Genomic DNA, 13,023 nt, shown 5'->3' on the forward strand with positions numbered 1-13,023 from the left:
CCAATGCGTTTATCAAAGACGTGGAAGAAAGCAGGTATCCAGTCGTGACTGACATGCGTTCGAACGGGAGCGGGTTCAGCCTCGTCGACTCCGTCTATGAGCGCTTGCTCGCCGAGCGCATCATCTTCCTGGGGTCACAGGTCGACGACGACATCGCGAACAAGCTCTGCGCGCAGATTCTTCTGCTTTCGGCGGAGGATCCGACCAAGGACATCCACCTCTACATCAACTCGCCCGGCGGGTCGATCAGTGCCGGGATGGCCATCTACGACACGATGGTGTTGGCGCCGTGCGACGTCGCCACCTACGCCATGGGCATGGCGGCCTCGATGGGTGAGTTCCTGCTCGCCGCGGGCACCAAGGGCAAGCGTCACGCCTTGCCGCACGCCCGGGTTCTGATGCACCAGCCGCTCGGCGGTGTCACCGGTAGCGCCGCGGACATCGCCATCCAGGCCGAGCAGTTCCATGTCATCAAGAAGGAAATGTTCCGGCTGAACGCCGAGTTCACCGGCAAGTCCATCGAGCAGATCGAGGCCGACTCCGACCGCGATCGCTGGTTCACCGCGCAGGAGGCACTGGAGTACGGGTTCGTCGACCACATCATCACCAGCGCCAACATCAACGGCGCCGGACCGGGAGCAGGACTAGACAAATGACCGAGAACATTCATCCGGCATTGGACGCCCGCGTGCAGCCGCAGGCCCGCTACATCCTTCCGTCGTTCATCGAGCACTCCAGCTTCGGTGTCAAGGAATCCAACCCGTACAACAAGCTGTTCGAGGAACGCATCATCTTCCTCGGCGTGCAGGTGGACGATGCCTCGGCCAACGACATCATGGCCCAGCTGCTGGTGCTGGAGTCGTTGGATCCCGATCGCGACATCACGATGTACATCAACTCGCCCGGTGGCTCGTTCACCTCGTTGATGGCGATCTACGACACCATGCAGTACGTGCGCGCCGACATCCAGACGGTGTGCCTGGGGCAGGCCGCATCGGCCGCAGCCGTGCTGCTGGCTGCCGGAACCCCCGGCAAGCGCCTGGCCCTGCCCAACGCCCGGGTCCTGATCCATCAGCCGTCGCTGGGCGGCGTGATCCAGGGCCAGTTCTCCGACCTGGAGATCCAGGCCGCCGAGATCGAGCGGATGCGCACCCTGATGGAGACCACCCTGGCCCGTCATACCGGTAAGGACCCCGAGGTCATCCGCAAGGACACTGACCGCGACAAAATCCTCACCGCCGAGCAGGCCAAGGATTACGGGATCATCGACACCGTCCTGGAATACCGGAAACTGTCCGCGCAGAACAGCTGACGTCGCCTTCCAGCGACAACCCAAGTTCGATGGCACACGCCCTGCCCGGCCTCCCCGGTGCGGGGCGTGTGTCGTCAAAGGGATGGAAGAACTAGCCGCAAATGGTCCTGACCTGCACAAACGTCGACGCACGGTATCGTCGGCCATGGCAAATGCCAGGCAGGGACCACGTTGCGCGGCTATTCGCCTTCGCCTCACGACGACACGCCATGGTCACAGTCAGCGTGCCGACGGGTGGCGAGCCTCCAGGAGAGATATGTTCTCCTGCACATGAACAAATACCACCGGAGCGATTCGGCCCTATCGGTCGCACCGCGACGGAACGAACGGGTAGCGTCGGGTTTACGCCCGAGGTAACCCAGCAAGTGGCGTTACGACCGACTGCGAACAGGAAGTAGGACCCCCCCACATGGCGCGCATTGGAGACGGCGGTGACCTGCTGAAGTGCTCGTTCTGCGGCAAGAGTCAAAAGCAGGTCAAGAAGCTCATTGCCGGCCCGGGCGTGTACATCTGCGACGAGTGCATCGATCTGTGCAACGAGATCATCGAGGAGGAACTCGCCGACGCTGACGACGTCAAGCTCGACGAGTTGCCCAAGCCCGCGGAGATCCGGGAGTTCCTCGAGGGTTACGTCATCGGTCAGGACACCGCGAAGCGAACGCTGGCCGTTGCGGTCTACAACCACTACAAGCGGATCCAGGCGGGGGAGAAGTCCCGCGATTCGCGCTCCGAGCCGGTCGAGTTGACCAAGTCCAACATCTTGATGCTCGGCCCCACCGGCTGCGGTAAGACCTACCTGGCCCAGACGCTGGCCAAGATGCTCAACGTGCCGTTCGCCATCGCCGATGCCACGGCGCTGACCGAGGCCGGCTATGTGGGCGAGGACGTCGAGAACATCCTGCTCAAGCTGATCCAGGCCGCCGACTACGACGTCAAGCGCGCCGAGACCGGCATCATCTACATCGACGAGGTCGACAAGATCGCCCGCAAGAGCGAGAACCCGTCGATCACCCGCGATGTCTCCGGCGAGGGCGTGCAGCAGGCGCTGCTGAAGATCCTGGAAGGCACCCAGGCCTCGGTTCCGCCGCAGGGCGGTCGCAAGCATCCGCACCAGGAGTTCATCCAGATCGACACCACCAACGTGCTGTTCATCGTGGCGGGCGCATTCGCGGGCCTGGAGAAGATCGTCTCCGACCGGGTCGGCAAGCGCGGCCTGGGCTTCGGTGCCGAGGTGCGGTCCAAGGCCGAGATCGACACCCAGGACCACTTCGCCGAGGTGATGCCCGAAGACCTGATCAAGTTCGGTCTGATCCCCGAGTTCATCGGCCGTCTGCCGGTCGTAGCCTCGGTGACCAACCTGGACAAGGAATCCCTGGTCAAGATCCTCTCCGAGCCCAAGAACGCTCTGGTCAAGCAGTACGTCCGGCTGTTCGAGATGGACGGTGTGGAGTTGGAGTTCACCGACGAGGCGTTGGAGGCGATCGCCGATCAGGCCATCCACCGCGGCACCGGTGCCCGCGGCCTGCGCGCCATCATGGAAGAGGTCCTGCTGCCGGTGATGTACGACATCCCCAGCCGCGACGACGTCGCCAAGGTGGTCGTCACCAAGGAGACCGTGCAGGACAACGTGCTGCCGACCATCGTGCCGCGCAAGCCGTCGCGTTCCGAGCGTCGCGACAAGAGCGCATAACAGGCAGAAGCAAAAGCCCCGCTACGGCGGGGCTTTTTGCATTCGGCGGGTTCAGGTGATGACGCGGTCCGGGCGGGTGTAGACGTTCATCGAATCGCCCCGGAGGAACGCCACGAGGGTCAGTCCGGATTGGCTGGCCAGATCGACCGCAAGCGAAGACGGTGCCGAGACAGCGGCCAGGATCGGGATGCCCGCCATGACCGCCTTCTGGGTGAGCTCGAACGAGGCGCGGCCACTGACCAGAAGCACGGTGCCCGTTGACGGAATCCGGTTGTGCTCCAGTGCCCAGCCGATCACCTTGTCGACGGCGTTGTGCCGGCCGATGTCTTCGCGGACGACGAGCGTGGTGCCGTCGGTGGTGAACAGCGCTGCGGCGTGCAGGCCGCCGGTGCTGGCGAAAACCTTCTGGGCGGCGCGCAGCTGCGCGGGCATCGCCGAGAGCACGTCGGCCGGGACCGTCGACGGATCGTCGCCAGGACAGTGCTTGCTGCTCAAGCGCACCGCGTCGAGGGAGGCTTTACCGCACACCCCGCACGACGAGGTGGTGTAGAAGTTGCGGGTCACATCCACCTCAGGCTTCGGCACGCCGGCGGCCAGCGTCGCGTCGAGGACGTTGTACGTGTTCACCCCCTCCTCGTCGGCGCCCCGGCAGTAGCGCACCGACACCAGATCCTCGCGCTGACTGATCAACCCCTCGGTCAACAGAAAGCCCTGCGCCAACTCGATGTCGGCGCCTGGGGTGCGCATCGTGACGGTGATGGGTGTGCCGTCGACCCGGATCTCCAACGGCTCCTCGACCACGAGGGTTTCCGGGCGGGCGACCGCCTGCGCACCGGTGAGATGGTGCGCACGGCGGCGCGCGGTTACCCGGCCCACTACGGTGCGCCTGTCTCGCGGCGCTGCAACCGGATCACGACGGCCTTGGACACCGGGGTGTTGGACTTCGCGGCGGTGTGGTCCAGCGGCACCAGGGGATTGGTCTCCGGATAGTAGGCCGCGGCGTTGCCGGCCGGCGTCGAGTACGGCACCAGCAGGAAGTCGTCGGCGCGCCGTTCCTGCCCGTCGAACTCCGAGATCAAATCGACGCGGTCGCCTGCCTTGAACCCCAACCGCTCGATGTCGGTGGGGTTGACGAACACCACCCGGCGCCCGCCCTTGACCCCGCGGTAGCGGTCGTCGAGGCCGTAGATGGTGGTGTTGTACTGGTCATGGCTGCGCATGGTCTGCAGCACCAGCCGCCCTTCGGGCACCGGTACCCACTCCAGCGGGTTCACCGCGAAGTTGGCTTTGCCTGTGCTGGTGCGGAATTCGCGTGAGTCACGCGGCGGGTGGGGGAGCTGGAATCCGTCGGGTTGGCGCACCCTGGCGTTGTAGTTCTCGCAGCCTGGCACCACGTCGGCGATCGCGTCGCGGACCCGGTCATAGTCGGCGGTGAACTCTTCCCACGGCACCGGGTGCTCCGGCCCCAGCACGGCGCGCGCCAGCTGGCACACGATCGCGACCTCGCTACGCAACTGGTCGCTGGGCGGGGTCAGGTTGCCCCGGGACAGATGGACCATGGACATCGAATCCTCGACCGACACCAGCTGCTTGCCGGCGGCCTGGAAGTCCTTGTCGGTGCGGCCCAGGGTGGGCAGGATCAGCGCGGTCCGGCCGTGCACCACGTGGCTGCGGTTGAGTTTCGTCGAAACCTGAACGGTCAGTGCGCAATTGCGCAACGCGGCTTCGGTGACCTTGGTGTCGGGGGTGGCCGAGACGAAGTTGCCGCCCATGCCGATGAACACGCCGGCCCGGCCGTCGCGCATGGCGCGGATGGCGTCGACGGTGTCGTAGCCGTGCTTGCGCGGGCTGGTGATGCCGAACCGGGTGTCCAGCGCGTCCAGGAATGTGTTGGGCATCTTCTCCCAGATACCCATGGTCCGGTCGCCCTGGACATTGGAATGGCCGCGCACCGGACACACCCCGGCACCGGGCTTGCCGATCATGCCGCGCAGGAACAGCAGATTCGTGGCCTCCCCGATGGTGGCCACCGCGTGGCGCTGCTGGGTCAAGCCCATCGCCCAGCACAGCACGGTGCGCTGGGAGCCGGCCAGCAGGTCGGCGACCCGCTGCAGCTGGGCCCGGTCCACCCCGCTGGCCTCGGTCACGGTGTCGAGGTTCACCGCACGGGTTTGGGCGGCGTACTCGTCGTATCCGGCGCAGTGGGCGGCGATGAACTCGTGGTCGACGACGGTGCCGGGGGCTCGGTCCTCGGCTTCCAGGAGCAGCCGGCCCAACCCGGCGAACAGGGCCATGTCACCGCCGATGCGGATCTGCACGAACTCGTCGGCGATCGGCACACCGTGCCCGACGACGCCGTGCACCTTCTGCGGATCCTTGAACCGGATCAGCCCGGCCTCGGGCAGCGGGTTGATCGCAACGATCTTGGCGCCGTTGGCTTTTGCCTTCTCCAGCACCGAGAGCATGCGCGGATGGTTGGTGCCCGGATTCTGCCCGGCAATCAGGATCAGATCGGCCTCGGTGACGTCCTCGACAGTCACCGAGCCCTTCCCGATACCGATCGACTCGGTGAGCGCGGTGCCGGAGGATTCGTGGCACATGTTCGAACAGTCCGGCAGGTTGTTGGTGCCGAAGCTGCGGACCATCAGCTGATACAGGAAGGCGGCCTCGTTGCTCGTGCGCCCCGAGGTGTAGAACAGGGCCTCGTCGGGGGAGTCCAGAGCGTTGAGATGATCGGCGATCAAGCGGTAGGCGTTGTCCCACGAGATCGGCAGGTAATGGTCGTGGCCGGGAGTCAACACCATCGGATGGGTGAGCCGACCCTGTTGGGACAGCCAGTATTCGGGTTTCGTTTCGAGTTCGGTGACGCTGTGTCGTGCGAAGAACTCGGGGGTGACGACGCGTTTGGTGGCTTCCTCGGCGACCGCTTTGGCACCGTTCTCGCAGAACTCGGCGAGCTTGCGCCCGCCGTGTTCCTCGGGCCAGGCGCACCCAGGGCAGTCGAAACCGTGACGCTGGTTGAGCCGGGTGAGCGCGGCCGCCGTTCGCAACGGCCCCATCTGCTCGACGGTGCGCTGCATCGACACCATGACGGCCTTCACTCCGGCGGCTTCCTGTTTGGCCCCGGAGGTAACGACGTCGTGGTCGTCGTAGTCGGCGATGACGTCCTCGGTGCTGCTCATGCTCCCAATCTAGCCCCTGGACCAGTCGGCCCACGCGCCGCGGAGGCGCCGCAGTATTGCCATTTCACATGCAGTGATAGACGGTAGCTATCAAGATCCGACGATTCGGAGGACCGATGGCGAGTGACGTGCAGCTGCAACATCTGGACTACCTGTTGGCGCTCGCCGCCGAGCGGCACTTCGCGCGAGCGGCCGCACGATGTCATGTCAGTCAGCCGACCCTCTCGGTCGCCATCCGTCGGCTGGAGCGGGATCTGGGCATCGTCATCGTGCAGCGGGGCCACCGGTTCGAGGGGTTCACCGAGGAAGGCCGGCGGGTGGTGACCTGGGCCCAGCGGATCACCGCCGAGCGTGATGAGATGCTCGCCGACCTCGAACGCATGCGCGGCCGGCTGACCGTCACCGCGCGCCTCGGTGCGATCCCGACCGCGGTGCCGGCCAGCCCGTTCCTCACCGCCGAGTTTCTTCGGCGCAACCCCGCGGCCTCGGTACGCATCGAGGCGTTGTCGTCGCGCGAAATCGCAAGGAAGCTCGCGGATTTCGAGATCGACGCGGGATTGACCTACCTGGACGACGAGGCTCCGCCGGGAACGCGGTCGGTCGAGCTGTACCGGGAGCGCTACGTCCTGGTCGCGCCCGCCGAGGACCGCTTGTTGTCCGCGTCCGAGGTGAGTTGGTCGGAGGCCGCGGCACTCGAGCTCTGCGTGCTCACCCCCACGATGCGCAATCGGCGCATCCTCGACGCCAACATGGCCGTCGAAGGGGTTGAGTACCGGCCGGTGGTCGAGGCGGATTCGGTCGACGCGCTCTACGCCCACCTCACCCATTCGCGGCGCGCGACCATCGCCTCCACGGCGTGGCTGCCGCGGTTGGGCGTACCACCGGGTTTCCTGGTACGGCCGATGGTCCAGCACGGCCCCCAGCCCGCGATCGGACTCGTGGTGCTCGATCGTTCCCCGGCTTCCATCGTGGCGGCCGCTCTCGCCGAGGTGGCCACCGATATGGATCTCGGCGCACGTATCGATGACTGGTGGGGCGAGATCGGGGTCGCAACCACCGGACGTGCGTGAGCATCACGCAACACCCGACCCACGACAATCCCTGGCGCGCTCAGCCCGGCTCGGCCGTGGGCGCGGGCTCGGCCTTGACCGGTGGCGTGGCCGCGGGGGTGTCGGGTTCGGACGGCGGTGCGGACTGCGTGACGGTCTGGCCGAAGTGCATGGTGGCTTGGGCCTCGGGCACGCTGAGCCCGGAGGAGTCACCGGGGGCGGTGGACTGCAGGCCGAGGACGGTGAAGGCCGTCGCAGCCGCCACGCCGGCGGTGCTGAGGAGCAGTTTCGTTCTCGTTTTCGTGTGCGCTTCCGTATGCATTGAGGAATACCTCTCACCATCACATCGATTACCTATGTGATTTGGAATGTCGATCCGTCGCGAGACATTCCCTTCTCGGGCTGTGATCCACGTTTCGGCGGGCGGCGGGGCACACTTCACCCATGCCAACAGAGTTCGCCCCCGGCGTGACCGTGCTGGGCAATCTGGCCGTCGACGTCATCGACGGCGCGGCACCCAGCCCGGGCGGTTGCGCCTCGTTCGCCGGACTGGCCCTGCAGGCCGCCGGAGTGCCGGGGCGGATCGTCGCCATGGCCGGCGATCACGATGTGTTCGCCCCGCTGCCGGCGCGGCTCGGGTCCGCGCTGCGCATCTTGCGGTCTGACACCACGAGTGCATTTCGGCTCGACTATGACGACACGGACCACCGGAGGTTGTCGGTCGAGGCGATCGGCCCGGTGTGGAGCATCGAGGACATCGCCGCGGCCGATCCGCAGACCACCTGGGTTCACCTCGCGCCGCTGTTGCGTACCGATTTTCCCGACGCTGCGCTGGCCGCTCTCAAAGCCCGCGATCACCGCATCTCTTACGACGGACAAGGGCTGGTGCGCGCTGCTCGGCTGGGTCCATTGGTCGAAGACCGTGAGTATCCGCGCGGCCTGTTGGATCACATCGACATCCTGAAACTGGCCGAGGACGAGGCGGTCACGGTCGCCGGCGGAATGTTCGATGCGGCGGCGGCCGAGCGGCTCGGGGTGCCCGAGATCCTGGTGACCTATGGCTCCGAAGGCTGCGACATCTACCTGGGGGAGCGCGTCATTCGAGTTCCGGCAGCGTGGCGGGTGCTCGGCGTCCAAACCACCGGTGCCGGCGACATGTTCACCACCTGTTACGTGGCGCGCCGGGCGGTTGGGGCGGCGCCTCAGGAAGCCGCCGAGTTCGCCAGCCGGGTCGTCGCCGGTGAGTTGGACAACCGGGCGCGCGTCGAGAGAGCGTCGGACCGGCGGCAGGCGCACGACGCGGGCTACACTTGACGCATGTCAAGTTTCTGCTTGCCGGTGCTAGCCAAGAGCTACCGGCGAGTAGTGTTTTCCTTAGAGAATGACATTCTCCTAAACGTGACGAAAACCACAGTTTTGTCTCAAACTGGGCTTGTTCACGCCCGCGAACAGCATCTTCGTCCGCGGTCCCCCCGCGTGTCGGGGGTCGCCGCGGTGAAGTGCAGCCTAAGAGGAGTGCAATAATCGGTACTGGTAGTGACATCAAAATTCGGTGGACGTTCGATCCGGCGGCGCGTCACGCGACAGCGGCCCGGGAAGACGTGGTCAAAGTACGTGTGAAAGGCGGTAGCCGTGGGTGAGAACGGCAACGGCAATGGCGCCGCGCCGCGGCAGAAGCTCGAGAAGGTCGTCATCCGCTTCGCCGGCGACTCCGGCGACGGTATGCAGCTGACCGGTGACCGCTTCACTTCTGAAGCTGCACTGTTCGGCAACGACCTGGCGACCCAGCCCAATTACCCCGCTGAGATCCGTGCGCCACAGGGCACGTTGCCCGGTGTGTCGTCGTTCCAGATCCAGATCGCCGACTACGACATCCTCACCGCCGGTGACCGCCCGGACGTGCTGGTCGCGATGAACCCGGCCGCGCTGAAGGCCAATGTCTCGGACCTGCCGCGCGGCGGTCTGATCATCGCCAACTCCGATGAGTTCACCAAACGCAACCTCGCCAAGGTCGGATACGACAGCAATCCGTTAGAGGATGACACGTTGTCGGACTACGTGGTGCAGTCCGTTGCGATGACGACGCTGACGCTCGGTGCCGTCGAGGCGATCGGCGCCACCAAGAAGGACGGCCAGCGCGCCAAGAACATGTTCGCCCTCGGTCTGCTGTCGTGGATGTACGGCCGCGAGCTCGAGCACAGTGAGTCGTTCATCCGGGAGAAGTTCTCCCGCAAGCCCGATGTGGCCGAGGCCAACATCCTGGCCTTGAAGGCCGGTTGGAATTACGGCGAGACCACCGAGGCATTCGCGACCACCTACGAGGTGTCACCGGCCAAGCTGAAGTCCGGTGAGTACCGGCAGATCTCGGGCAACACCGCGTTGGCCTACGGGATCGTGGCCGCCGGACACCTCGCCCAGATCCAGGTCGTCCTGGGCACGTACCCCATCACCCCGGCCTCGGACATCCTCCACGAACTGTCCAAGCACAAGAACTTCAACGTGCTGACGTTCCAGGCCGAGGACGAGATCGCCGGTATCGGCGCGGCCATCGGCGCCTCCTACGGCGGTGCGTTGGGCGTGACGAGCACGTCCGGTCCGGGTGTCTCGCTCAAGTCCGAGGCGATCGGCTTGGCCGTGATGACCGAGCTGCCACTGGTCATCATCGACGTGCAGCGTGGCGGGCCGTCGACGGGTCTGCCCACCAAGACCGAGCAGGCCGACCTGTTGCAGGCGTTGTTCGGCCGCAACGGCGAGTCGCCGGTGGCGGTCCTGGCGCCGCGGTCACCGTCTGATTGCTTCGACATCGCGGTGGAGGCCTCACGCATCGCGGTCGATTACCACACCCCGGTCATCATCCTTTCCGACGGCGCGGTCGCCAACGGCTCGGAGCCGTGGCAGATCCCGGACATCAGCAGCTACCCGCCGATCGAGCACAAGTTCGCCAAGACCGGTGAGCCGTTCGCGCCGTATGCTCGCGACCCCGAGACCCTGGCCCGCCAGTTCGCAGTGCCGGGTACCGCAGGGCTCGAGCACCGGATCGGTGGTCTTGAGGCCGCCAACGGCTCGGGTAACATCTCCTACGAACCCAAGAACCACGACCTCATGGTGCGGCTGCGCCAGGAAAAGGTCGCCGGCATCGCCGTGCCGGACCTGGAGGTCGACGACCCGACGGGCGACGCCGAACTGCTCATGCTGGGCTGGGGCAGCAGCTACGGACCCATCGGCGAGGCTTGCCGGCGCGCCCGGCGCAAGGGCATCAAGGTGGCTCAGGCCCATCTGCGCCACCTCAACCCCTTCCCGGCCAACCTCGGGGAGGTGCTGCGCCGCTACCCGAAGGTCGTGGTGCCGGAGATGAATCTCGGCCAGCTGGCGCTGCTGCTGCGCGGCAAGTACCTGGTCGACGTGCAGTCGGTGACCAAGGTGGAGGGCATGGCCTTCCTCGCCGACGAGGTCGAGGGCATCATCGATGCGGCGCTGGACGGCACGCTCGGTGAGAAGGAAGCGGACAAGGCCAAGTTCGCGCGGCTGGCAGCAGCCACCATCGAGGAACCTACTGAGTCGAATGCTGTGGGAGCGAACGCATGACTGACTTGATCGGCGCAGACCTGGGGCTGACAGAGGCTCTGACCAAGAACTCCCTGGTCCCCACGACCGACCAGCCGCAGAAGGGTAAGGACTTCACCAGTGACCAGGAGGTCCGCTGGTGCCCCGGTTGCGGTGACTACGTCATCCTCAACACCATCCGTAATTTCCTGCCGGAGCTGGGTCTCAAGCGCGAGAACATCGCGTTCATCAGCGGCATCGGCTGCTCCAGCCGGTTCCCGTACTACCTGGAGACCTACGGCTTCCACTCGATCCACGGGCGTGCCCCGACGATCGCCACCGGTCTGGCGCTGGCTCGCCCGGACCTTTCGGTGTGGGTCGTCACCGGTGACGGCGACTCGCTGTCGATCGGTGGCAACCACCTGATCCACGCCTTGCGTCGCAACGTCAACCTGACCATCCTGCTGTTCAACAACCGGATCTACGGGCTGACCAAGGGGCAGTACTCGCCGACCTCCGAGACCGGCAAGGTCACCAAGTCCACCCCGATGGGCTCGTTGGACTACCCGTTCAACCCGGTGTCGTTGGCGCTGGGTGCCGAGGCCACGTTCGTCGGCCGCGCGCTGGACTCCGACCGCAAGGGCCTGACCGAGGTGCTGCGCGGGGCGGCCGAGCACCGCGGTGCCGCGCTGGTGGAGATCATGCAGGATTGCCCGATCTTCAACGACGGCTCGTTCGACGCCCTGCGCAAGGAAGGCGCCGAGGAGCGGCTGATCAACGTCAGCCACGGCCAGCCCATCACGTTCGGCGCCGACGGCGAATACTGCGTCGTCAAGTCCGGTTTCGGTCTCGAGGTGGCCAAGACCGCCGACGTCGCAGCCGCCGACATCGTGGTGCACGATGCGCAGATGGACGATCCGGCCTACGCGTTCGCGCTGTCGCGCCTGTCCGAGCAGAACCTCGACCACATGGTCATGGGTATCTTCCGCCAGGTGAACAAGCCGACCTACGACGACGCCGCGCGCCAGCAGGTCAACACGGCGATCGAATCCAAGCCCCATGACACGGCGGCTCTGCAATCCTTGCTGCGTGGCAAAGACACCTGGACTGTCGACTAGTTGCGCTGAGAAGACCGAACAACAAGATCTGAGCACAGCCCCGCTCGCCGCGGTAGTTCTGGCGGGCGGGGCTTCGCGTCGTATGGGGCGCGACAAGGCGACGTTGCCTTTTGACGGCTCGACGATGGTCGAACGCGTGGTGGCCGCGGTGAGCGTGCGTTGTGCGCCGGTCTTCGTGATCGCTGCCCCGGGCCAGCCGTTACCCGAGCTGACCGCCGAGGTATTGCGCGACGAGGTGCGTGGGGTGGGGCCGCTGGTCGCGACAGGTCGTGGGCTGCGTGCCGCGGCGAAGGCCGGCCTGGACCGGGCGTTCGTCTGCGCGGTGGACATGCCGTACCTGCAGTCGGACCTGATCGACCGCCTCGCGTCGTCGGCCGAACAGATCCCGGCCGACATCGTGCTGCCCTGGGACGGCCGGGATCATTACCTGGCCGGGATCTATCGCAGCGCGCTCGCCGAGCAGATCGCCGTGCTGGTCCGCGATGGCCACCGCAGCATGCGGTCGCTGGCCCTGGCTGTCGACACGCAACGCATCGTCATGGAGCCGCAGCGCGCGTTGACCAATGTCAACACCACGGGTGATCTCCCGACTACCTGACTATTGGGTGGTTCCGTCCAGCAAATTGCGAATTACGCGCGCAACGGCGCCGAATTCATCGTTCACATCGTGTTGATAGATAATTCGTCCATATTTGGAGCGGCGCAACCGGGTTCAATTCAGGACGCGGCGGTCGCCGCGGTGTGCCGGTAGTGGATGAAACCCGCTGGCATTCAGTGCCTTTCGGCATCATATGCTAACGGGAAATGCGGCGTGAGTTTGACGTTCGGGGGTGCTGAGCATGTCTAATTTTGTGTCTTACCGGCTCTGACCGTTGGGTTTGCCTCGCGGCGCGGCTGGCGCATCTGCGGGGTGGTAAGTCGAGAATGGATCGGTGGATCGCACCGAAGGCTGAAATGCCGTGCGGTGCAGTCTCATAGGAGTTCGCCGTATATCGGCGCCGGCGCGACACTGGGTGCGGCGTACGGTGGCGAGCGTACCTCGGACGGGTCGAAATATGTTGGGGCCCAACTTGTTCAAGACGGATGGTCGGTGCCCGGAGCGGTTCCCGCGGTAGCGAACAGATTTCAC

The 13,023-nt window shown here is 65.6% G+C and carries 11 protein-coding genes; 8 read left to right on the forward strand and 3 right to left on the reverse strand.

Features of this window, described 5'->3' with window-relative positions; all coding sequences use genetic code 11:
* Positions 1 to 53: 53 nt before the first annotated feature.
* From A5699_RS07060 to clpX, 3 genes are all read left to right on the forward strand, one after another.
* Positions 54 to 656, forward strand: coding sequence for an ATP-dependent Clp protease proteolytic subunit (locus A5699_RS07060; protein WP_067767400.1), 603 nt, complete (start codon positions 54 to 56; stop codon positions 654 to 656).
* The gene (gene clpP2 / locus A5699_RS07065) at positions 653 to 1,312 is read left to right on the forward strand and encodes an ATP-dependent CLP protease proteolytic subunit ClpP2 (protein WP_067767403.1); all 660 of its coding nucleotides are present in this window, start codon (positions 653 to 655) and stop codon (positions 1,310 to 1,312) included. The genes A5699_RS07060 and clpP2 overlap by 4 nt, the downstream gene beginning before the upstream one ends.
* Positions 1,313 to 1,721: 409 nt before the next feature.
* Positions 1,722 to 3,002 (forward strand): ATP-dependent Clp protease ATP-binding subunit ClpX, encoded by a 1,281-nt coding sequence (gene clpX / locus A5699_RS07070; protein WP_066898342.1) that lies wholly within the window; start codon positions 1,722 to 1,724, stop codon positions 3,000 to 3,002.
* A 51-nt stretch (positions 3,003 to 3,053) separates the two neighbouring features.
* On the opposite strand, the gene fdhD is transcribed toward clpX, so the two are convergent.
* Both fdhD and A5699_RS07080 read right to left on the reverse strand, forming a co-directional pair.
* Complete coding sequence (fdhD, locus tag A5699_RS07075; RefSeq protein WP_067767405.1) at positions 3,054 to 3,878, reverse strand: formate dehydrogenase accessory sulfurtransferase FdhD; 825 nt, start codon at positions 3,876 to 3,878, stop codon at positions 3,054 to 3,056.
* Complete coding sequence (locus A5699_RS07080; RefSeq protein ID WP_067767407.1) at positions 3,878 to 6,184, reverse strand: FdhF/YdeP family oxidoreductase; 2,307 nt, start codon at positions 6,182 to 6,184, stop codon at positions 3,878 to 3,880. Before A5699_RS07080 ends, fdhD begins: the two co-directional genes overlap by 1 nt.
* Before the next feature lie 116 nt (positions 6,185 to 6,300).
* On the opposite strand from A5699_RS07080, the gene A5699_RS07085 reads away from it, so the two are divergent.
* The gene (locus A5699_RS07085) at positions 6,301 to 7,254 is read left to right on the forward strand and encodes a LysR family transcriptional regulator (protein WP_067767409.1); all 954 of its coding nucleotides are present in this window, start codon (positions 6,301 to 6,303) and stop codon (positions 7,252 to 7,254) included.
* Between the two features lie 40 nt (positions 7,255 to 7,294).
* Here the strand turns inward: A5699_RS07085 and A5699_RS07090 are convergent, their stop codons facing one another.
* Positions 7,295 to 7,498 (reverse strand): hypothetical protein, encoded by a 204-nt coding sequence (locus A5699_RS07090; protein ID WP_142254143.1) that lies wholly within the window; start codon positions 7,496 to 7,498, stop codon positions 7,295 to 7,297.
* A 179-nt stretch (positions 7,499 to 7,677) separates the two neighbouring features.
* Here A5699_RS07090 and A5699_RS07095 point away from each other — a divergent pair, with 179 nt between their 5' ends.
* From A5699_RS07095 to mobA, 4 genes are all read left to right on the forward strand, one after another.
* Positions 7,678 to 8,547, forward strand: a complete 870-nt coding sequence (locus A5699_RS07095) for a PfkB family carbohydrate kinase (protein WP_231965633.1) — start codon at positions 7,678 to 7,680, stop codon at positions 8,545 to 8,547.
* A gap of 318 nt (positions 8,548 to 8,865) precedes the next feature.
* Complete coding sequence (locus A5699_RS07100) at positions 8,866 to 10,818, forward strand: 2-oxoacid:acceptor oxidoreductase subunit alpha (protein WP_067767414.1); 1,953 nt, start codon at positions 8,866 to 8,868, stop codon at positions 10,816 to 10,818.
* A complete protein-coding gene (locus A5699_RS07105) occupies positions 10,815 to 11,894 on the forward strand; it encodes a 2-oxoacid:ferredoxin oxidoreductase subunit beta (RefSeq protein ID WP_067767416.1) in 1,080 nt (359 codons plus the stop codon). The genes A5699_RS07100 and A5699_RS07105 overlap by 4 nt, the downstream gene beginning before the upstream one ends.
* Before the next feature lie 28 nt (positions 11,895 to 11,922).
* A complete protein-coding gene (mobA, locus tag A5699_RS07110; protein ID WP_157561134.1) occupies positions 11,923 to 12,492 on the forward strand; it encodes a molybdenum cofactor guanylyltransferase in 570 nt (189 codons plus the stop codon).
* The last annotated feature ends 531 nt before the right edge of the window (positions 12,493 to 13,023 follow it).

Source organism: Mycobacterium sp. E802 (genome assembly GCF_001666875.1).
Classification (GTDB): Bacteria; Actinomycetota; Actinomycetes; order Mycobacteriales; family Mycobacteriaceae; genus Mycobacterium.